Here is a 20591-nt window from a genome sequence, read left to right on the forward strand (position 1 = left end):
CGCGAGCCGCCTGAAAATTACCGCGATCGGCCCGCAATAGAAGGCGGGCGCCGCGCGATTCGCGCGGTGTTGCGCTCGCGCGTTCGGCACCGTAAAACGCGTTTCGGGCGACCGTGTGGGTCGCCCTTTGCTTTTGAGGAGACAGCCCGTGTCGACCCCCGCTTTGATGCCCGTGTACCCGCGTTGCGGCGTGCGCCCGGTGCGCGGCGAGGGCTGCTACCTGATTGGCGAGCAAGGCGAGCGCTATCTCGATTTCGCGGCGGGGATCGCGGTCAACGCGCTCGGCCACGGCCATCCCAAATTGGTCCAGGCGATTGCCGATCAGGCGGCGACGCTGATGCACGTGTCGAACCTCTATGGCAGCCCGCAGGGCGAGCATCTGGCGCAGCGCATCGTCGACACCTCCTTTGCCGACACGGTGTTCTTCACCAATTCGGGCACCGAAGCGGTGGAATGCGCGATCAAGACCGCGCGGCGTTACCATTATGCCAATGGCAACCCGCAGCGCACGACGCTGATTACCTTCAACAACGCGTTTCACGGGCGGACGATGGGCGCGATTTCGGCGACCAACCAGCCCAAGATGCGCGACGGGTTCGAGCCGCTTCTGCCCGGCTTCAAATATGCGCCGTTTAATGATCTCGACGCGGCGCTTGCGCTGATCGACGACACCACAGCGGGCTTCATGGTCGAGACGATCCAGGGCGAAGGTGGCGTTTCGGCTGGCACGCAGGCGTTCATCCAGGGTCTGCGCAAGGCGTGCGACGAGCACGGCCTGTTGCTGGTGCTGGACGAGGTCCAGTGCGGTTATGGGCGTACCGGCAAGATGTGGGCCTATGAGCATTACGGCATCACCCCCGACATCCTGTCCTCGGCCAAGGGCATTGGCGGCGGCTTTCCGCTCGGCGCGTGTCTGGCGACGGCGGAGGCGGCCAAGGGCATGGTGTTCGGCACGCACGGATCGACCTATGGCGGCAATCCGCTGGCGATGGCGGCGGGCGAGGCGGTGCTCGACGTGATGCTCGAGCCGGGCTTTTTCGAACATGTAACGGCGATGGGCGACCGGTTACGCGCCTCGATCGAGCAGATGATCCCCAATCATGACCATTTGTTCGATAGCGTGCGCGGCATGGGCCTGATGCTCGGCATCAAGCTGAAGGACGAAGCGGTCGCGCGCGATTTCGTCGGGCATTTGCGCGATCATCATGGCCTGTTGACGGTCGCGGCGGGCGAGAATGTCGTGCGCGTGCTGCCGCCGCTGGTGATCGAGGAAAGCCACATCGCCGAGTTCGTGCAGAAGCTGAGCGACGGCGCGCGGGATTATGCGGTGGCGGCGGCATGAATGGGGCTAAATCCCTTCCCGTGCCTGGAAGAATTTGAGATGCACAACTTCCTTTCGCTCTCCGATGCAGGCCCGGACGGGATCGCTGCGATTCTCGCCGATGCGCTCGATCGCAAGGCGGCGCGTAGCGGCTGGCCCAAGGGAAAGGTCGATGCCGACGCCCCGCTCGCCGGGCATGTGCTGGCGATGGTGTTCGAAAAGAATTCGACGCGCACGCGCGTGTCGTTCGACATGGCGATTCGTCAGCTCGGCGGCTCCAGCGTCGTGCTCGACGCCGGGACCACGCAGCTTGGCCGCGGGGAGACCGTTGCCGATACCGCGCATGTGCTGTCGGGCTATTGCGACGCGATCATGCTGCGCACCGACGACCATGCCAAGGTCGAGGAAATGGCGCATTATGCGACCGTACCCGTCATCAACGGCCTGACCGACCATTCGCATCCCTGCCAGATCATGGCGGATCTGCTGACGATCATCGAAGCGGGCAAGGCCTTGCCGGGCCTCAAGGTCGCGTGGCTTGGCGATGGCAATAACGTGCTCGCCTCGATCATGGAGGCGGCCGGATTGATGCAGTTCGACGTTGTCGCGGCGTGCCCGCAAGGCTTTATGCCGCCCGAGAGCGATGTCGCGCTGGGCAAGGGCCGCGCGCGCGTGGTCGGCACCGCGCGCGAAGCGGTGGAGGGCGCCGATATCGTCGTCACCGATACCTGGATCTCGATGGGCCAGGCCCATGCCGAAACCAAGCTGCAGGCGATGCTGCCCTATCAGGTCGATGCCGCGCTGATGGCGACCGCGAAGCCCGATGCGAGGTTCCTGCATTGCCTGCCGGCGCATCGCGGCGAGGAAGTGACCGCAGAGGTGATCGACGGCCCGCAATCGCTGATCTGGCCCGAGGCGGAGAACCGGCTGCACGCGCAGAAATCGGTGCTGCGCTGGTGCTTCGGCCAGATCGGTTGATCGCGACGAGCCCAGCCCTATTTAGGAATTAACAAGAACCCGTTCGCCCTGAGCTTGTCGAAGGGCTGTTCTTTCTTTCGCGGCTGGAAGGAAGGGCAGGGCTTCGACAGGCTCAGCCCGAACGGTTTACGTATGACATCCTCGACCACCGACACTGACTCCGACCGCGCGCTCGGCTTTACCATTCCGGCGCGCCACGCCCGTGGCCGCATCGTACGGCTGGGGCCGGTGCTCGACACGATTCTCGACGCCCATGCGTATCCCGCACCGATCGAGGCGTTGCTGGCCGAGGCATTGACGCTGGCCGGGTTGATCGGATCGACGCTCAAGGATGCCAACGGGCAGCTTACCATGCAGGCGCAGACCCAGTCGGGCATCGTTACGTTGCTGGTGTGCGACTATAAGGGCGGGGAGCTGCGCGGTTACGTCCAGTTTGACGCCGAACGCCTGGCGACGGCGCCCGAGAACCCCAGCCTGTTCGCGCTGTTCGGTGCGGGGTATCTCGCCATCACTTTCGATCAGGCAACGACGGGCGAGCGCTATCAGGGCATCGTCCCGCTCGACGGCGATTCGCTGAGTGCGGCGGCGGAGCATTATTTCCTGCAGTCCGAACAAATCCCCACGCTCATCCGCGTCGGTGTCGATTGCACGGGCAAAGGGAAGGACGGCAAGCGCTTTGCCGGTGGCTTGCTGCTGCAGCATCTGCCGGAGGGCGAAGTCGGGCGTGATCGGCTGCACACGCGACTCGATCATCCCGAGTGGGAGCATGTCGCGATCCTTGGGCAGACGATGGGTGGTGAGGAGCTGTCCGACCCGGCGCTGCCGCTGGAGACACTGGTATGGCGCCTGTTCAACGAAGAGGAAGGGGTTCGCCTTTACGGCGAGACCGCAATCGTGCGCGGTTGCCGCTGTTCACCCGATTATATCGCGCAAGTGCTGGGCAAGTTCCCGCCCGAGGAACAGCGTGCAATGGCCGATGCAACCGGCACGATCCTGGTCGATTGCGCCTTTTGTGCGCGCAAATTTCCAGTGCAGGCCGCCACCGAAATCGTTCCGTAGCCGCATTGAAAGTGGCGCGCGACGCCCCAAATTATAGGGCGGCAGCGGGGCGCGTGGGCGAGATTATGCCTGCGACCGAGTGGGGTTTGATGGGATGCGGATAGCGAAGTTGGCGCGCGCAGGTGCGGTTGCGGCACTGACGGTTGCCGGATTGGCCGCGGCGGGGCCAGCGAGCGGGCCAGCACTCATCGCGGTCGCGCGGATTGAACCCGGCCAATGGCAGATCAAGGAAATGGGCAGCGATTCGGGCGCACGGACATTGTGCGTCGCCGATCCGTCGAGTTTGATCCAATACGGGCATAGCGCTGTCCAATGCCAGCGTTTCATCATCGAAAACGAGCCCGACATCGCGACGGTTCACTATACGTGCCCCGGCAACGGGCATGGCCGCACCACCTTCAAGGTGGCGACGCCGCGTGCCTTCAATTTGGATACGCAGGGTATCGTCAGCGGCGCGCCATTCGACTATCATTACGAAGCGCGCCGCATCGGGGCGTGCCCGCCCGGTGCCAGCACGGCGCGTTAAGCCGGGGTTTAGAGTTTTCCGATACACATCGCGCGTGCGTTTTTGGACGGCACGCGTTTCTCCCAATGCGCCCGGATCCGGGCAACCCTGGGTCGCTTTCGGGCGGCCCGTTTTTTTGGGTCGCGCTTGCGCAATGGGGGTCGGGTGTCTAACTCTCCTGCATCATGACATTGGAACAGACCTCTTCGGTCGCCCCGCTGGCAGTCGTGCTGGTGTCGGGGGGCCTCGATTCGATGGTGGCGGCGGCGCGCGCGCGCGAGGACGGCTTTCGCCTGCTGGCGCTTTCGGTCGATTATAACCAGCGGCACCGCATGGAATTGGCCTCGGCACGGCGCATCGCGCACGAACTGGGTGCCGTCCGGCAGGTGGTGCTGCCGCTCGATCTCGCCGCGTTCGGTGGATCGGCGCTGACCGATGATATCGACGTGCCCAAGGAGGGCGTGCAGCCCGGGATTCCGATCACTTACGTGCCCGCGCGCAACACGATTTTTCTCAGCCTCGCGCTCGGCTGGGCAGAGGCGGCGGGCGCGCGTGACCTGTATATCGGGGTCAATGCGCTGGATTATTCGGGCTATCCCGACTGTCGTCCGGAATTCATCGCGGCGTTTGAGGGGCTCGCCGAGCTTGCCACCAAGGCAGGCGTGGAAGGCAGCCCGTTCCGCATCCACGCACCGCTGCAACATTTGACCAAGGCCGATATCGTACGCGAGGCGGCCCGGCTTGGGCTCGATGCGGGGTTGAGCTGGTCATGCTACGATCCGGCGCCCGGCGGGCTGCATTGCGGGGTGTGCGATAGCTGCCGACTGCGCAAAAAGGGGTTTGAGGAAGCAGGCTTGCCCGACCCGACCCACTACGCGGTCTGACGCGATGGTCTATGCCGTCAAGGAAATGTTCCTGACGCTACAGGGGGAGGGCGTGCAGGCCGGGCGGCGTGCGGTCTTCGTGCGTTTCGCCGGATGCAATCTGTGGACGGGGCGCGAACAGGATCGTGCGAGCGCCGTGTGCCGCTTCTGCGACACCGATTTTGTCGGCACTGATGGCGCGGGCGGCGGAAAATTCGCCGATGCCGCAGCCTTGGCGGAGGCTGCGCAGCGTTTCTGGGGTGACGGTGCTTCCAGACGCTTCGTGGTGCTGACCGGGGGCGAACCCATGCTCCAGGTCGACGGCGCGTTGGTCGAGGCACTGCACGCCGCCGGTTTCGAGATTGCGATCGAAAGCAACGGAACCTTGCCGGTGCATCCGGGCATCGACTGGGTGTGCATCAGCCCCAAGGCAGGCAGCATCGTCGTGCAGCGCAGCGGGGACGAACTTAAGCTGGTCTGGCCCCAAACGGGCAGCGACCCGGTCGAACTTGAGCAATGGAACTTTGCGCATCATCTGGTTCAGCCGCTCGACAGCGTCGATGCGGCGGACACTCACGCCGCCGCGATTGATCTGGTACTGCAGCGGCCCAAATGGCGGTTGACGTTGCAAGCGCACAAGACGCTGGGTTTGCGCTGACCCAGCATCGGATCGTGTCCTAGCGGTACGTCAGCTCGAACGCGCCGCACTTCTTGGCAACCCATTCATTGCGCTTTGACCAGCAAATCGAGTCAAGCCGTGGTAATGCCACGCGCGTGTCGACGCGAATGCGGCGCAAAAAACGCTCCTCGCCCCACGGCGTCAGCGCATTACGCAACGCGCTCATCTCGGCCACCGCGACCTTGTAGAGCGTGCCGCGCGGGGCATAGACCGCATGGGTCAAGGTTGTGGCTGCCGTCTGGCAAAACCCGTATTGCGCCCCCACCGTCGTAAAGGCCGAATAGGTCCGTGTGCCATAACGATCCATCGCGGACAGGCCGGGCTTGATGCCCTTGGCGGTACGGATGAAATACTTGTTCATCATGTCATACGCGCGCTTCAGCTCGTCCTTATGGTTTTCGAGCACGATATTGTAGTTTTGCAACGTCAGCAGCGACGGTTCGAATTTGCATTGCAGCGCGGCGACGTTGAGCGCGGAGCGCAGATTCCACACCAGATTGGCGCGAATCTCATCCTCATTGGCACCCGGCAAGGACGGTAGGCCCGGTTCGTCTCCGCGCGCCGGTGGGCCACTCATGTCGTGCGACTGAAAATAAAATTGTGCAGAGGCAGGGGCAGCAAGCGCGGAACCCGCGACAGCGGCGACCACGGCCAGATTACGCAACACAGTCATTCGCAGCCTCTCGTTCAAGCACGTCGCGATTACGGGGTTTTTCCGTAGGACCCAACCCCTAATCGCGCATCCATTTGCTGCGCGGAAGGAGGGGGTGGGCGGACCGCAGGCCGAATCGAAAGGGCCGCCCGGTTGCCCGGACGGCCCTCGATACAATCGTTCCCGAAAGGGAAAGATTACATCTTGTTCGAGGTCGACATGGCGTTGGCGCTCATGGTGTCGTTCGACATCATCGCACCGTCGTTAGCCATCGCGCCGTCGGTCGACGTCATCGTGTCGGTCGAGTTCATCGTGTCGGTCGAGTTCATGTCGGTGACCATCGTGTTGTCGGTCGTCGTCGTCTCGGTCTTGGGGGTGCAAGCCGAAATGGCGATCGCAGCAACAGCGATCATCGAACCAGCAGCGACCTTGGAAATGAATGCACGCATTGGAAAGCTCCCTAGATAATGGATTTGGTTGGCCTCGAGACCTTTAATACCCAAACCGGGGTGGACATTAGTCCGGATCGCTCCGGCCCTCAAGCCTAGTTTTCTTGCCCCGAAGAATGAGTTTGCAAAAACGCCCCGAATCGTGACGCCAGCGCCGCGTCAAAGGTTGCAAAATCGGTCGTGCAACCCAACATTTCCGCACTCGTCACCGCATAGTCGGCGAGGCCGCACGGGACAATTCCGCCGAAATGGGCGAGGTTTGGCGACAGATTCACCGAAAAGCCGTGCAACGTAACCCAGCGACGCACGCGGACACCGATCGCACCGATTTTCGCCTCTGCGACACCGCCGGGAATCGCCAAATCGGGGATGTTGGTCCAGATTCCAACCCGACCGGGCGCGCGGAACGCAACAATGCCAAGGTCGCCCAGCGTCTCGATGACCCAACCTTCCAATGCGTGGACGAAGCGCCGCACGTCACGCCCGCGCCGGTTAAGATCGAGCAGGACATAGCCGATCCGCTGCCCCGGGCCGTGATAGGTGTAGCGGCCACCGCGCCCCGTCTGCACAACCGGAAAATGCGGATCGCGCAGTTCGGCGGGGTCGGCGCTGGTGCCGCCGGTGTAGATGGGGGGATGTTCGAGCAGCCAGATCATCTCGCGCGCGGTGCCTGCGGCAATGGCGGCGGCGCGCACCTCCATTTCGGCAATCGCATCTTCATAAGGCACGGGGCCCGGCGCGATGCGCCATTCGATGTCGTCGGTCATATTCGTCACGCCGTGCGAAATGGCGCAGCGGGGCGCGCTGCGCAAGGGAAGGGCGATCGGCAGCCATTGCGCTGTCGCGCGATCCCGGCAATATCGCGGCACTGAACGCGGGGGGAGACGAGAGACGTGATCGCGACGATGAGCACGGTGTGGGACCGTACGGCCGAATTTCTCAGCGACAATCTGGCTGCGCTCACCCCGCTCGTATTGCTTGGTATCTTTGTGCCGTTGACCCTGCTCGGCAGCCTGATGCCGCTGATGGGGGCAAGCGGTCAGGCTGGCGACATCACGCTCGGGCTCCTGGTCCTCGCGCTTTCCCTGGTGACGAGCTGGGCGAGCCTTGCGATCACCGCGCTTGCGTTCGATCCAGCGGCGGGACGCGCACCGGCGGTGCAGACCGCAAACCGCCGTTTGCTGCCGGTGCTGGGGATCGGGCTGGTTACCCTGCTGATCGTGCTGATACTCATGGCACCGGTTCCGATCGCCCTGGCAATGAGCGGGGTTGATCTGGAGGCGCTTGCGGCGGGTAAGTCCCCTGCTGGGGACACAGCCAACGGTGCCCTGGCGTTCAGCGCGCTCTACGCGGTGTCGCTCGCGCTGGTTCTGTTCTGGGGTTATGCGCGGTTCCTCGTGCTTGTCACGCCGATCATGATCATGGAGCGGCGTGGGCTTGGCGTTTACGCGCGCTCCTTCGTACTTACTCGCCGCATCGCCTGGAAGGTGATGGGCGTGCTGGTCTTATATGCCGGTGTGTCGTGGGTCGCGTCGGCGGCGGCGAAGCTGGTGTTCGGCACGGTGTTTTCGTTGTTGATCGGCGGCGAAGGGCCGCTCACGCTGACCACCGTATTGACGCAGATCGCCGCTGCGGGCGTTTCGACGATCTTTTCGGTGTTGGCGGTGGCGTTTATCGCCAAGCTGTATCTTGCGGTGCGCGACGCGCGTGAGGCGATCGTCGAGGCCTCATGAAACTGGATGTAGCAGGCGTCCTTCGCGACGCCTGGGCGATGGCGAAGCGCGATGTGGAGGTGCTGGTCGGCGTGGCGGGCCTGTTCCTGTTCGTGCCCGATCTGGCACAGGCAATGTACGTCGCCTTGCCGCCGGATTTGCCCGATTTCGGGGACGAGGCCGCCGCCGATCTTTGGCTCAAGCAAATCGGGATCTGGTCACAGCACTATGAACTGCTCGTGATTGTGCTTGGTCTGCTCTCGCTGTTCGGCACGCTGGCGCTGTTCCTGCTTTATGCCGATCGCGCACGACCGACCGTGGCGGGTGCGCTTGCGCGGGGGGGGGCGTTGTTGCCGCATTATCTGCTACTGGCGCTGATCGTCACGGTGCCTGTCAGCATCGGGGCGGTTCTTGTCTTTCCTGGCCTGTATCTGAAAGGGCGGCTGATGCCGGTCGCACCGGTCTTCGTTGCCGAGCGGCCAATCGGGGTGTTTGCGGCGTGGCATCGCAGCTTTGCGCTGACGCGCGGCAATGGCCTGGTGCTGATGGGGCTGGCCTTCGTGCCGTTACTCGGCGGCAGGCTGATCGCATTGCCGTTCGCGTTGCTCGGCAAGGCGCTCGACGGGGCACCGATGGCCAATCCGGTGATGGCGGCGTTGCTGGATGCGGGCATGGCCGGTGGACACACGATCGGCACCGTCGCGGCGGTGCTGATCGAAATCGCGCTTTATCGGCGGCTCAGCAACGGAATTTGAGGCGCGCAATCGGGCGGCAGATGCCCGGTGATGCGCGGATCGGGGAAGGTTTCGATCGTCCGCTTGATCGCAACGAACCCCTGCGCGCGGTAGAAGTTGAGCGCTGACGGATGGTCGAGCGTGCAGGTATGGACCCACACGCGATCGATTCCCTTACGCCAGGCGCGCGTGAGCGCCTCCGCCATCAGCCAGCGGCCAAGCCCCTTGCCCGCCAGTTCGGGCACCAGCGCGAAATAGGAAATTTCGCATTGGCCGGCTTCACGAAAATCGAGTTCGAGCATCCCGACTTCGATCCCTGCGCGATCGACCACGGCATGAATCGCCACGTTGGGATTGGCGAGAATTGCGGCGAGCGCGCTATCCTCCATCACCAGCCGTGAAAACCACAACCACGGCGCCCCCACGCGCCGGAACAGCGTGCGATATGCCGCGATGCTCGGCGCTTCCCACGCCACCAGCCGCATCGGGGATGCGGGCAGCGCGCGCAGCGGCGGGCGCTGACGCATTTCCAGCGTGGTGACGATTGTCGCCACTTCATCGTCGCGAACCGGGATCAAGCCCATCTCAATGCCCCGAAATCAGGACCAGGTCGCCACCGGCGGCAAGCTCATCAGGATCGCATCGATATTACCGCCGGTTTTAAGGCCGAACAGCGTGCCGCGATCATAGACCAGATTGAATTCGGCATAGCGCCCGCGCCACTCCAGCATCTGCGCGGTGTTGGCGGTGTTGAAGGGCGTGTTCATCCGCCGCCGCACGATCTGTGGGTACACGTCGAGAAAGGCGCGACCGATATCCTGAATGAACGCAAAATTCGCGGCGAAATCGCCCTCCAGATGGTCGCAGAAAATACCGCCGACCCCGCGATGCACCTGGCGATGCGGGATATAGAAATACTCCTCGGCCCATTTCGAATAGCGCGCATAATAATCGTCGCCATGCGGATCGCACGCCGCGCGCATCGCCGCATGAAACTCTGCGGTGTCCTCGGCATAGGGAATCGGCGGGTTGAGATCGGCCCCGCCGCCGAACCAGCGTTTTGTGGTAACAAGAAAGCGCGTGTTCATGTGGACGGCGGGCACATGCGGGTTCGCCATGTGCGCGACCAGGCTGATGCCGGTGGCGAAAAAACGGGGGTCTTCGGCGGCGCCGTGGATCGACTTGGCGAAATCCCCTTCGAACGTCCCGCCGACGGTGGAGACGTTGACCCCGACCTTTTCGAACACCTTGCCCTTCATCACGCCGCGCACGCCGCCGCCGCCGTCTCCGCCGCTCGGGTCGGCGCGGTCCCACTGCGTATAGTCGAAGGTTGCGTCCGACCCTGCTTCGCGTTCGATCGCGACGAACTCGGCGCAGATCAGGTCGCGCAGATGTTCGAACCAGTGGCGAGCGGTGGTTTGTTCTTGGTCCAGGTTCATGGCACCGTTTTGGCGAGGGAACACGGCCAAGTCGAGGTCCCTTTGTTGCTCGGGAACAAGGAACCGCGGCGTTATGCGGGCCAGCCCCCGGTCTGGCGCAAGGCCTCGCTGAGCGCGATGCCCGTCGCGACCGCGATGTTCAGCGACCGCATCCCCTCGGCCAGCGGGATACGAACCGCCAATTCGGCGCGAGCATGGACCGCATCGGGCACGCCGCTGCCTTCTGATCCCATCAACAGCACGTCGTTTGCGTGGAACACGGCCTCGTCCAGCCGCACGCCGCCGCGTGTGGTCAGCAGGACGATCCGGCCCGGCACCTGTTGTTCAAATGCGGCCCAGTCGGCGTGGCGGTGTACGTCCACCACATCGGCATAATCCATGCCGGAGCGGGCGAGCGCCTTCTCGCTCCAGGTAAAGCCCGTCGGTTCAATGATGTCGATGGAAGTGCCGAGACACGCGCCGAGACGCAAAATGGCGCCGACATTGCCGGCAATTTCGGGTTGGAACAGGGCGATGCGCATAAGCGGGTCAATACGTAGAAATTGCTGTTGGCAAAAGGCCACAACGCCGTCTAACAGAACCGTCAAGCTTCTCCGCAAGAGGGAAGGCGTTCAGGCGTGACCCGCACGTCGTTATTGTGAGGGTGGCGTTGTCGGAATTTTCGCCGTGTCGCATTTCTGGGCGGCGCGCGAAGTACAAGGGCAAGTGAATGGCAAGCGGAAACACCCTGGAAGTTCCCCGGCAGGATGAACCCCATCATGACGGCGAGCCGCGCCGTCGCGATTTCCTGAACATTGCGGCTGTTACGGCTGCAGGCGTCGGCGGGATCGCGATCGTGGTGCCGCTCATCAACCAGATGAACCCCTCGGCGGATGTGCTGGCGCAATCGACCACCGACGTCGATCTGTCGAAGATCGAAGCGGGGCAGGGCATCGTCACCTCTTTCCGCAAGCAGCCTTTGTTCGTCCGCAACTTGACCCCGGCCGAAATCGCCGAGGCCGACAAGGTCGACATCAAGACACTGCGCGACCCGGAAACGCTCGCGCAGCGCACGCGCGGCCAGAAGAACTGGCTGATTACGCTGGGCGTCTGCACACATCTCGGTTGTATTCCGCAGGGCATCACCAGCGGGGAGGATCGCGGCCAGTATGGCGGCTATTTCTGCCCGTGCCACGGCTCGCAATACGATACGGCGGCGCGCATCCGCAAAGGCCCGGCACCGAAGAACCTGTCGGTGCCAGACTATACATTCACGTCGCCAACGACGGTTACGGTGGGTTGAGGATAGAGATATGAGCTTCCCCTGGGCCAAGCAGTACGAGCCGAAATCGGCGTTCACCAAATGGATCGATGAGCGGCTGCCGCTTCCCCGGTTCGTATATGGCGCGGTTGGTGCGGGGTATCCCGTGCCGCGCAACCTTAATTATTTCTGGAATTTCGGCGTGCTCGCCGGCGCGGCGCTCGCGATCCAGATTGTCACCGGCATCGTGCTGGCGATGCACTATGCGGCGAATGGCGGCGTGGCGTTTGATTCGGTCGAACATATCATGCGCGACGTGAATGGCGGCTGGCTCCTGCGGTATGCGCACGCCAACGGCGCCTCGATGTTCTTCATCGTGGTTTATATCCACATCTTCCGTGGGTTGTTTTACGGATCGTACAAGGCCCCGCGCGAGATGATCTGGCTGCTCGGTGTGGTCATCTTCCTGCTGATGATGGCGACGGCGTTCATGGGCTATGTGCTCCCCTGGGGGCAGATGAGCTTCTGGGGTGCGCAGGTCATCACCGGTTTCTTCTCGGCAATTCCGTGGATCGGTGATTCCATCCGCATCTGGCTGCTGGGGGGATATGCGCCCGACGATGCAGCGCTCAACCGCTTCTTCTCACTGCACTATCTGCTGCCGTTCGTGATTGCCGCGGTCATCATCCTGCACATCTGGGCGCTGCATATTCCGGGTTCGAGCAACCCGACCGGCGTGGACGTGAAGGGCGAACAGGACACCGTTCCGTTCCATCCGTATTACACCGCCAAGGACGGCTTCGGGCTCGGCGTGTTCCTGTTCATCTTTGCCGCACTCCTGTTCTTCGCGCCCAACAGCCTTGGCCACCCGGACAATTACATCCCGGCCAACGCGCTGCAGACCCCGGCGCATATCGTGCCGGAATGGTATTTCTGGCCGTTCTACGCGATCCTGCGCGCCTTCACGGTCGATTTCGTCTTCATCCCGGCAAAGCTGCTCGGCGTGCTGGCGATGTTCGGCTCGATCCTGCTGTTGTTCTTCCTGCCTTGGCTGGATTCGTCACCGGTGCGCTCGGCCAATTATCGGCCGCTGTTCCGCATCTTCTTCGTCATCCTGTGCATCGACGTGCTGGTGCTCGGCTGGTGTGGCGGTTCGCCTGCGACGCCGTTTTATGTCATCATCAGCCAGATCAGCGCGGCCTATTATTTCGCGCACTTCCTCATCATCATCCCTATCATCTCGCGGGCAGAACGCCCGACGCCGCTGCCAAACTCGATCACCGAGGCGGTGCTGGCGAAGAAGGGTGGCACGTCACCGGCGCATACCGCACTCAGCGGTAGCGCGGTCCCGGCCGAATAAGGGGCATTACGAGCAATGGTTCGCGCAATCGCAATCTTCATCGGTGCCGGCTTTGTCGCCGTGCTGTCCTGGGCACTGTTCTGGTCGGTTCAGGGGGTCATCACCGATCCCCCGGCCCCGACGGCGGTCGATGAATTCCATCTCCTTCCCAAGGAAGTCGATCTCGCGTCGAATGGCTTGTTTGGCACTTATGACCAGCGCCAGCTTCAGCGCGGGCTGCAGGTGTACAAGGAAGTCTGTGCCAACTGCCATTCGCTCAAGCATGTCGCCTTCCGCGATCTCACCCAGCTTGGCTACACGGCTGCGCAAGTGAAGAAGTTTGCGGCGGACTGGTCGGTCAAGGCCAAGCAGTTCGACCCGAAATCAGGCGACACCACCGAGCGGGCGAACCTGCCGTCGGATTATTTCCCAGCCGTTTATTATCCCGGCACCGGCAATCCGCCAGACCTCTCGCTGATTACGAAGGCGCGGCATGAAGGCCCGGCTTACATCTATTCGCTGCTGACCGGTTATACCGATCAACCAGCAGCGTTGCTGAAGAAGTTCCCCGATGCTAAGGTGCCGGACGGGCTGTATTTCAACCCGTATTTCGCCAACCTCAACATCGCGATGCCGCCGCCGCTGTCGCAGGATGGCCAGGTCACCTATCTCGACGGCACCAAATCGACGGTTGACCAGAATGCCAAGGACGTCGCAGCTTTCCTGACCTGGGCCGCCGAGCCCAACCTGCCAACCCGCCATGCTTATGGTCTAGCGGTGCTCGCCTTCCTGCTGTTCTTCTGCATCCTGGCTTATGGCGCGTATCAGAATATCTGGCGCGACCTGAAGCATTGAGACACAGCCGCCACCCCGGCGCGGGTCGGGGTGGCTTGGCCGAGGGCGGGGCGAAGGCTTCCCTTATCGCCGACCGGCCCCGGCCTGCGCCGGGGCGACGAGGATTTTATGGCCGAGAATGACGACCTGAAGGCGCTGATCCGCACGATCCCGGATTTCCCCAAGCCCGGCATCCAGTTTCGCGACATCACCACGCTGTTGCTCGATGCGCAGGGCTTTGCCAGCGCGATTACGCGGATGGCGGGCGCGACCCGCGGGCCCGTCGATTTGGTTGCCGGGATCGAGGCGCGCGGCTTTATTTTTGCAGCGGCCCTCGCCGCACCGCTCAACGCGGGGGTGTTGCTGATCCGCAAGGATGGCAAGTTGCCCGGCGCAACCATCGGCGAGGATTACGCGCTCGAATATGGCACCGACCGTATCGCGATGCACGAAGACGCGCTCGTGCCGGGGCAACGCGTGCTGCTGATCGATGATCTGATCGCGACGGGTGGCACCGCACGCGCGGCGGTACGCCTGCTGCGCAAGGCGGGGGCCATCGTCGAGCAAACGCAGTTTCTGGTCGATTTGCCAGACCTTGGCGGGGCGGACGCGTTACGCGCCGATGGCCTTGCGGTCGATTCGCTGATCGGTTTTCCGGGCCATTAAAGGTCGGCGGGGAACCAACCCCGATTGGTCCCGCCGATGTTTGCGCAAACGCTACGCGCTCGGGCGTGTTCGAATCAGCCCGATCGAGGTAAAGGTCATCACCGCCACGTCATGCTGGTTAAATACGGTCATTTTGCTGTGAAAACTGCCCATTTCAGGGCGGCTTTGCGACGCGCGCTTTTCGACAATTTCGGTCTCGCAACGTAGCGTGTCGCCGGGATAAACCGGTTTCAACCAGCGTAAGGCGTCGATGCCGGGCGATCCTAAACCGGCCTGATCGTTCGCTTTTAAATTTTCGACGACCATCGCCATCGTCATCGCGCAGGTATGCCAGCCGCTGGCCGACAACCGCCCGAAATGGGTCTCGGCGGCTGCCTCGTCGGAGAGGTGAAAGGGTTGCGGGTCATAGGCCTTGGCAAAGGCGGTAACCTCTTCACGCGTGACTTCGTATCGACCGAACGACGCCCTGCTACCGACGACAATGTCTTCGAAATATTGCATGGCAACAATGTCTAGTGCGCGGCAGGGGAAGGCAAGCCCCTACTTAGGGTGAGACGGTCGTATCGCCGCGCGAAATGGTGCGTCATCCCCGTCGAGGGCAGCCCCCGCGGGAAGCCCGAGCAAATCGCGAATCAGCGGCGCAATATCGACATTGTCGAATGCGGGCAGGCCCCCTAGCGGCATGATCGCCGGGCCACTGGCAATAAACAGCGCCGCCATTTCGGGGGCTGCATTGTCATAACCGTGCGTACCGCCATCAGCGGCATCCTTGGTCGGTGCGGTCTTGTTGAGCAGCCAGCCCATCTCCGCCAGGCAGAAATAGGGCGGGACGCGCGGGTTTGTGCCGTAATGCAGCCGCGCCGGAATCTCGCTTTTGCGCCAGCAATCATAATGGGCGTGGTGGCCAAGCAGTGCCTTTTCGAGCGCAGCCTCATGGCCGGGCACGGGATAGAAACTGGCGAAGGGGCCAGCCTCGAATTGGCGATAATCGGCGGGGTTGGCGACGTTATCCATCGCGATGGTGCGTTTCGCACTGGTTCCGGCCATGCCGTGATCCGCGACGATAACGAGGTTGGCGGGCTGACCAAGCGCTCTCAGCCCGGCGACCAGCGTACCGATCTGGGCATCGATCTCTGCAACCGCAGCAATCGTTTCGGCGGCATCCGGGCCGTAGCTGTGCCCCGCACTATCGACGGTATCGAAATAGAGCGTCAGGAAGCGCGGACGCGTTGCCGCCGGGCGACGCAGCCAGTCGAGCACGCCGGCCACGCGTTGTTCACCGGGCACGGCCATGTCGAACGGCCACCAATCCGCCGGTCGTACGCCACCGGTCGGCTCGCCGTGCCCGCCCTTCATCGCGCCGCCCCAGGCGACGTTCGAGCCCGGCCAGAACAAGGTCGCGCTCCGCACCCCGCCACGCGCGGCGGTGACCCACAATGGCTCGGCCTCGCTCCACCAGAACGGGTCCTTGGAATTTTCCATCGTGAAGGTCACGCCCGGTCGGCCTGCGTCTTCCATCGCATTGGACACGATGCCGTTGCGGTCGGGCCGCAGCCCGGTGACGAGCGTCCAGTGATTGGGGAAGGTCTTGGACGGGAAAGACGGGCGCATCGCCGCGCTGATCCCGCTTGCCGCCAGTGCGTCAAGATTGGGCGTAACCCCGCGCGAACGATAATCGGCGCGGAAACCGTCGATCGAAACGAGAATGGTGACCGGCGCGCGCGTTTCGGTTTGCGCGACCGGGGCGGGCGTGGGGCCGGAAATGGGTGCGGTAACGCACGCTTGCAGGGCGGCGCACAAGGCGGCGGCGAAGATCCGGGTTGTCCAGCGCATGTGCGTCTCCTGCGGTAGAATTGCGTCGGGGCTATGACAGAGCGTCGCATCGCGGGACAGGCCCGCCTTGGACATGCTTCGTCACAATGCGGACAGGGCGCGGCAAGATCTGCGGCCTATATATTTTCTCATCCGACCGATGGTTTGAGGAACGTACCATGTCTTTGCTGAAATATGCCGCGCTTGCGATGGCGCTGGCCGCCGCTCCGGCCACCGCGCAATCGCTTTCCGATACGCATGAAATGCGGTGGGCACCGGTCGGGAAGATTCCAGCGGTGACCTATCATCCGATCAAGCGTGGCTGTGAGCAGCGCACCACCCCGATCCACTTGTCGGGCAAGACCCACCTTGCCCCGCCACCGCAAGCATCCAAGGGCTGCGCCAGGGTGCTCGCGAGTGCCGACCGTCCTGAGCGGCAGCAGGCGGTCGACTGACCAGAACTTGCCGTAACCGCAGCGCATTGCGGCACCGGAGAGCGAGGCTTTCCGGTGCCGCCGTTCGTTCAATGCCCGAGCGAGACCTTGGCGAACAGGCTGAAGCTCACCGGGAAATGCCCATAAGCGGCATCAAGGATGGCAGGCTTGGCATAGACTCCCAGCGCGCCTCCCAACGCCAAATCGAACGGCCCGACAAAGCGCAGGCGATAGGCATAGCCCCCCTCCAGCTTGCCGACGCGGACCTTGCGATCGTGCAGCGGATCGAGCGGGTTCGGAAACAGCTCGTCATTCGCCACATTCTCGGCGCGGGCGAACAGCGTGTGGTGCCGGTCCACATCCCAATTCGCCTCGGCCAGCCATGCCGTCAGCACGCGCCCGGGCAATATGTGCTTGTTGGAGAAAGCGAACAGCGCCGAGACGCCATGCGCGGCATATTGCACGCTTGCGGTGGTGCGCGCTTCGTCGCGAGCCGCTTCGAGTTGTTCCGGGCTCTTCAGCCGCCCGTGGCTGACTTGCACCGCCCAGACGGGGGAGGGTGTCCACGTCGCGCGCACGCTCCACGAATCGAGGCTCGGGCGTTCGATGTTCCAGCGATATTGGTCGGGCTCGCGCCCGCGGAAGCCCGATGCCTCGATCTGCCAATGCGCCGTGGCATAGCCGCCCGTCACCACGCCATAGCTAATATGCGTGCTGTCGAACCAATGGTGCGTGATCGGGCTGAGCGGCTGATATTGCGCGGAGGCGCGGTGCATGAACGCCGATGGACCGAGCGCGGGTTCGGCGACGGGGCCGCCATAGAGGAACAGGCTGCCCTTGGCGGTGTCGATATCGATCCGTGCTGCCAGTTCCATGAACAGGTCATGCGGGTGCTGGCGATCGGTCAATTGCGCGGCACCATCGGCGGTTTCGCCGGTGGCGAAGAGGTTGGGATAGCCCCTGGCCCCCATTGCGGGTTCTAGACTCAGCATCGAACGCAATTGCAAGCGGGCGCCGCCGAAATCGCGGGTTCCGGTGAGCATCGCCATCGATCCGACGAACGCTTGCCTGTCGCCGCGTGGACCGCCCTGATTGGTATAAACGCCGAGCGCATAACCGTGGAGCATCACCATCCAGTCACCCGTCGCGACATGCACGCCCTTCATCGCGCCGTCATTACCGGGGTTGCGCGAGGTGCCCGAACCGTCGGCATAGGCGTGGTCGGCCGGGCCCATCGTCATGCCTTGCATGTTGGGCATGGAGTGCGGGGCATCCTGTTGCCGCTTCCCCGGCGCAGGCCGGGGCCCAGTTGCGGAGGTGGTGGTAGGCGAAGGCAGCGCTTCCTTATCGGCCGCTCGCTCCTGGGCCCCGGCCTGCGCCGGGGAAGGTAGTTGGGGAGAAGGGGGCGTGGATTGTGCGGCAGGCGGGTGCACCGCCGGATGCGCGTGTTTTACCACCGGCTTGGTCTTCGGCTGGGGTTTGGCGGGTATCGGCATGTCCATCGTCATACCGGGCATTCTTTGCGCAAAGGCAGGCGCGGGCAGCAGCACGACAAGCGCGCAGCCCGCGATCAACATCGATCGGGTCATCGGAAAATCCTCAACGGGGAAAGCATGAGGGCGGGCGCACAGGCCCGCCGGGTCACGCGGTCCGGCGTGGAGGAGGAAGTGCTGGTGGCGTTCCGGCGTCCGGGGCGAAGGCCGTCGCCACGATGCGGCGCGGCGTCGCCGCCATCACGCCCGGCATATCCACGCCGCGTGAGGCGAGGCTGGCGGGCGGAATGCAGCCGATGCAAATGTGCGGGACGGTGGCGTGATCGTCCCGGGGTGGCATGTGGTGCGCGCCGTGCGCCATCGGCGCGGCCACCGTCGTTTCATGGCAGGACTGGCCATGCGCCACCGCCGGTACGGCAAAGGCCGCGAGCAGCAGCGCAAGGATCAGGCGGACGAACATCGCGGCAACCCTAGGCCGCGCATCGCCCGCCGACAAGATCAGACGTTGAAGCGGAAATTGAGCACGTCGCCGTCATGGACGACATACTCCTTGCCCTCCTGGCGCAGCTTGCCGGCATCGCGCGCGCCCGTTTCGCCGCCGAGCGTGACATAATCGTCATAGGCGATCGTTTCGGCGCGGATGAAGCCGCGCTCGAAATCGGTGTGGATCTCGCCCGCTGCCTGCGGGGCCTTGGCACCGGCATGGACGGTCCAGGCACGGGCTTCCTTGGGGCCAACGGTGAAGAAGGTCAGCAGCTTGAGCAGCCGGTAACCCGCGACGATCACGCGCGACAGACCGGTTTCGGTCAGGCCGAGCTCGGCGAGAAATTCGCCACGCTCTTCCGGCTCCATCGTGGCAATTTCTGCCTCGATCGCGGCGGAGACGACGACGGCTTCTGCGCCCTCCGCCTTGGCCTTTTCGAACACGCGCGCGGATTGCGCATTGCCGTTGGCGGCACTCGCTTCCTCGACATTGCAGACATAGAGGACGGGCTTGGCGGTCAGCAATTGCGCCTGGGTGAAGGCGCGGGCTTCGTCCTCGTCCTTGGGCACGGTCAGCCGCGCGGGCTTGCCTGCGCGCAACAGGTCGAGCGCTTGACCCAGCACCGAAGCCGCGACCTTGGCGTCCTTGTCGCCCTGCGTCGCCTTTTTCAGCAAATTGGGGACGCGCTTTTCGAGGCTCTCCAGATCGGACAGCATCAATTCGGTTTCGACCGTCTCGGCATCGGCGATCGGATCCACCTTGCCCTCGACATGGGTAACGTCGTCATCCTCAAAGCAGCGCAGCACATGCACGATCGCATCGACTTCGCGGATATTGCCGAGAAACTGGTTGCCGAGCCCCTCGCCCTTGGAAGCACCGCGTACCAGCCCGGCGATATCGACAAAGCCTAATTGCGTTTCGATGATCTTGCCCGATCCCGCGACCGCGGCGAGCTTGTCGAGCCGGGGGTCGGGCACCGCGACGTTGCCGACGTTCGGCTCGATCGTGCAGAACGGATAGTTCGCCGCCTGCGCCGCCGCCGTTTGCGTCAGCGCATTAAACAGGGTGGACTTGCCGACATTGGGCAGCCCGACGATTCCACAGCGAAAACCCATGATGATCCTTGAAGCACGACTTTTATGATGCGTTGCCGATACGGCGTCCCGCGCGGGAACGCCAGAGCATCGCGTCTTTCGGATTACGGGTATTGCGACCATTGCGCGCAAAGGCGTGGCGTGTACCTATAGGCGCGGAAGTGTCGAGCTGGGGGGCTTCGAGGCGATGTGGCGCAGGCGGACGCAGGGCAGGGTGCTGGCGGCGATGGCGGTGGCGAGCGTCGTGGCGCCGGTCGCGGCGCAGGGCGCTATCCCCGAGATTATTTTGCCGGTCCGCGCCTCGCAATTGCCCGATCCCGTTCCGGCGACGCCTGCGCTGCGGCCACGGACGGTCCATACCGCGACGGCGCGCCCAACGCGCGATTCTTTCGATTGGCTGTTGTCGCGCACGCAGGTGCGTTATGGCCGGGCGATCGCCGATTTTTATCCGTTGCAAGGGGTTGGCCTGCATCTGTCGGGCGGAACCCGTTTCAACGTCGGCTATGATCCATCGACCTTCTCGCCCGATACCCGGATTGCGCTGACCTTCGATCCGCGGCGGCCAAGTGGCGCGATCGCGCTGCGCGACGGGTTCGAACGCTTCGCGCCAATCGCGATGGTCGGGTACAGCCATCCGGTCGGCACGCGGCTGGTCGCGGGGGTCGATGTCGGCGCGATGATGGGGCGTGCGGTCACGCTCTATCCGTTCATCGATCGGCCCGTCGCATCGGTCGGGCCGCTGCGCGATTCGCGTGCGCTCTTCAATCCTGTGGTCGACGTTACGCTGGCCTGTGCGTTTTGAGT

At 63.5% G+C, this 20591-nt stretch carries 25 protein-coding genes; 14 read left to right on the plus strand and 11 right to left on the minus strand.

Annotation, left to right across the window (positions count from 1 at the left end; genetic code table 11):
- The first annotated feature begins 148 nt into the window (after positions 1–148).
- The 6 genes from WC704_RS01415 (at position 149) to queE (ending at position 5384) form a co-directional block, all read left to right on the plus strand.
- On the plus strand, positions 149–1342 hold the full coding sequence (locus WC704_RS01415) for an aspartate aminotransferase family protein (RefSeq protein ID WP_372888208.1): 1194 nt from the start codon (positions 149–151) through the stop codon (positions 1340–1342).
- A gap of 39 nt (positions 1343–1381) precedes the next feature.
- On the plus strand, positions 1382–2299 hold the full coding sequence (gene argF / locus WC704_RS01420; protein WP_372888209.1) for an ornithine carbamoyltransferase: 918 nt from the start codon (positions 1382–1384) through the stop codon (positions 2297–2299).
- Between the two features lie 132 nt (positions 2300–2431).
- Positions 2432–3358, plus strand: coding sequence for an Hsp33 family molecular chaperone HslO (locus WC704_RS01425; RefSeq protein WP_372888210.1), 927 nt, complete (start codon positions 2432–2434; stop codon positions 3356–3358).
- 94 nt (positions 3359–3452) lie between these two features.
- Positions 3453–3884, plus strand: a complete 432-nt coding sequence (locus tag WC704_RS01430) for a DUF3617 domain-containing protein (RefSeq protein WP_372888211.1) — start codon at positions 3453–3455, stop codon at positions 3882–3884.
- A 164-nt stretch (positions 3885–4048) separates the two neighbouring features.
- Entirely contained in the window at positions 4049–4747 is a 699-nt protein-coding gene (gene queC, locus WC704_RS01435) for a 7-cyano-7-deazaguanine synthase QueC (protein ID WP_372888212.1), read from the plus strand.
- Between the two features lie 4 nt (positions 4748–4751).
- The gene (gene queE, locus WC704_RS01440; protein WP_372888213.1) at positions 4752–5384 is read left to right on the plus strand and encodes a 7-carboxy-7-deazaguanine synthase; all 633 of its coding nucleotides are present in this window, start codon (positions 4752–4754) and stop codon (positions 5382–5384) included.
- A gap of 19 nt (positions 5385–5403) precedes the next feature.
- On the opposite strand, the gene WC704_RS01445 is transcribed toward queE, so the two are convergent.
- The 3 genes from WC704_RS01445 to lipB form a co-directional block, all read right to left on the minus strand.
- Positions 5404–6078, minus strand: a complete 675-nt coding sequence (locus WC704_RS01445) for a hypothetical protein (RefSeq protein WP_372888214.1) — start codon at positions 6076–6078, stop codon at positions 5404–5406.
- 176 nt (positions 6079–6254) lie between these two features.
- Entirely contained in the window at positions 6255–6506 is a 252-nt protein-coding gene (locus WC704_RS01450; RefSeq protein WP_372888215.1) for a hypothetical protein, read from the minus strand.
- 95 nt (positions 6507–6601) lie between these two features.
- Positions 6602–7273, minus strand: coding sequence for a lipoyl(octanoyl) transferase LipB (gene lipB / locus WC704_RS01455; RefSeq protein WP_372888216.1), 672 nt, complete (start codon positions 7271–7273; stop codon positions 6602–6604).
- 126 nt (positions 7274–7399) lie between these two features.
- On the opposite strand from lipB, the gene WC704_RS01460 reads away from it, so the two are divergent.
- Positions 7400–8239 carry a hypothetical protein gene (locus WC704_RS01460; protein WP_372888217.1) on the plus strand — a complete coding sequence of 280 codons (840 nt, stop codon included), beginning with the start codon at positions 7400–7402 and terminating at the stop codon, positions 8237–8239.
- Positions 8236–8973 (plus strand): hypothetical protein, encoded by a 738-nt coding sequence (locus WC704_RS01465; RefSeq protein ID WP_372888218.1) that lies wholly within the window; start codon positions 8236–8238, stop codon positions 8971–8973. Before WC704_RS01460 ends, WC704_RS01465 begins: the two co-directional genes overlap by 4 nt.
- On the opposite strand, the gene WC704_RS01470 is transcribed toward WC704_RS01465, so the two are convergent.
- From WC704_RS01470 to WC704_RS01480, 3 genes are all read right to left on the minus strand, one after another.
- Complete coding sequence (locus WC704_RS01470) at positions 8946–9536, minus strand: GNAT family N-acetyltransferase (protein WP_372888219.1); 591 nt, start codon at positions 9534–9536, stop codon at positions 8946–8948. The genes WC704_RS01465 and WC704_RS01470 overlap by 28 nt on opposite strands.
- 15 nt (positions 9537–9551) lie before the next feature.
- On the minus strand, positions 9552–10391 hold the full coding sequence (gene hemF, locus WC704_RS01475) for an oxygen-dependent coproporphyrinogen oxidase (protein WP_372888220.1): 840 nt from the start codon (positions 10389–10391) through the stop codon (positions 9552–9554).
- A gap of 71 nt (positions 10392–10462) precedes the next feature.
- Positions 10463–10912 carry a tRNA (cytidine(34)-2'-O)-methyltransferase gene (locus tag WC704_RS01480; RefSeq protein ID WP_372888221.1) on the minus strand — a complete coding sequence of 150 codons (450 nt, stop codon included), beginning with the start codon at positions 10910–10912 and terminating at the stop codon, positions 10463–10465.
- A 188-nt stretch (positions 10913–11100) separates the two neighbouring features.
- On the opposite strand from WC704_RS01480, the gene petA reads away from it, so the two are divergent.
- From petA to WC704_RS01500, 4 genes are all read left to right on the plus strand, one after another.
- Positions 11101–11673, plus strand: coding sequence for a ubiquinol-cytochrome c reductase iron-sulfur subunit (gene petA, locus WC704_RS01485; protein WP_372888222.1), 573 nt, complete (start codon positions 11101–11103; stop codon positions 11671–11673).
- A 10-nt stretch (positions 11674–11683) separates the two neighbouring features.
- Positions 11684–12991, plus strand: a complete 1308-nt coding sequence (locus WC704_RS01490; RefSeq protein WP_372888223.1) for a cytochrome bc complex cytochrome b subunit — start codon at positions 11684–11686, stop codon at positions 12989–12991.
- A 15-nt stretch (positions 12992–13006) separates the two neighbouring features.
- Entirely contained in the window at positions 13007–13825 is an 819-nt protein-coding gene (locus tag WC704_RS01495) for a cytochrome c1 (RefSeq protein ID WP_372888224.1), read from the plus strand.
- Positions 13826–13933: 108 nt separating this feature from the next.
- Complete coding sequence (locus WC704_RS01500; RefSeq protein ID WP_372888225.1) at positions 13934–14470, plus strand: adenine phosphoribosyltransferase; 537 nt, start codon at positions 13934–13936, stop codon at positions 14468–14470.
- A gap of 51 nt (positions 14471–14521) precedes the next feature.
- On the opposite strand, the gene WC704_RS01505 is transcribed toward WC704_RS01500, so the two are convergent.
- Together WC704_RS01505 and WC704_RS01510 are read right to left on the minus strand one after the other, a co-directional pair.
- Positions 14522–14971 (minus strand): MaoC family dehydratase, encoded by a 450-nt coding sequence (locus WC704_RS01505; RefSeq protein ID WP_372888226.1) that lies wholly within the window; start codon positions 14969–14971, stop codon positions 14522–14524.
- A 39-nt stretch (positions 14972–15010) separates the two neighbouring features.
- Complete coding sequence (locus tag WC704_RS01510) at positions 15011–16303, minus strand: ectonucleotide pyrophosphatase/phosphodiesterase (protein ID WP_372888227.1); 1293 nt, start codon at positions 16301–16303, stop codon at positions 15011–15013.
- Between the two features lie 158 nt (positions 16304–16461).
- Between WC704_RS01510 and WC704_RS01515 the strand changes: the two genes are divergently transcribed.
- Positions 16462–16737 (plus strand): hypothetical protein, encoded by a 276-nt coding sequence (locus WC704_RS01515; RefSeq protein ID WP_372888228.1) that lies wholly within the window; start codon positions 16462–16464, stop codon positions 16735–16737.
- 68 nt (positions 16738–16805) lie between these two features.
- On the opposite strand, the gene WC704_RS01520 is transcribed toward WC704_RS01515, so the two are convergent.
- From WC704_RS01520 to ychF, 3 genes are all read right to left on the minus strand, one after another.
- Positions 16806–17975, minus strand: coding sequence for a hypothetical protein (locus WC704_RS01520; RefSeq protein ID WP_372888229.1), 1170 nt, complete (start codon positions 17973–17975; stop codon positions 16806–16808).
- A gap of 382 nt (positions 17976–18357) precedes the next feature.
- Positions 18358–18669, minus strand: coding sequence for a hypothetical protein (locus tag WC704_RS01525; RefSeq protein WP_372888230.1), 312 nt, complete (start codon positions 18667–18669; stop codon positions 18358–18360).
- A 38-nt stretch (positions 18670–18707) separates the two neighbouring features.
- On the minus strand, positions 18708–19808 hold the full coding sequence (ychF, locus tag WC704_RS01530; protein WP_372888231.1) for a redox-regulated ATPase YchF: 1101 nt from the start codon (positions 19806–19808) through the stop codon (positions 18708–18710).
- Between the two features lie 115 nt (positions 19809–19923).
- On the opposite strand from ychF, the gene WC704_RS01535 reads away from it, so the two are divergent.
- Entirely contained in the window at positions 19924–20589 is a 666-nt protein-coding gene (locus WC704_RS01535; RefSeq protein WP_372888232.1) for a hypothetical protein, read from the plus strand.
- The last annotated feature ends 2 nt before the right edge of the window (positions 20590–20591 follow it).

It is taken from the genome of Sphingomonas sp. (genome assembly GCF_041661885.1).
GTDB lineage: Bacteria > Pseudomonadota > Alphaproteobacteria > Sphingomonadales > Sphingomonadaceae > Sphingomonas.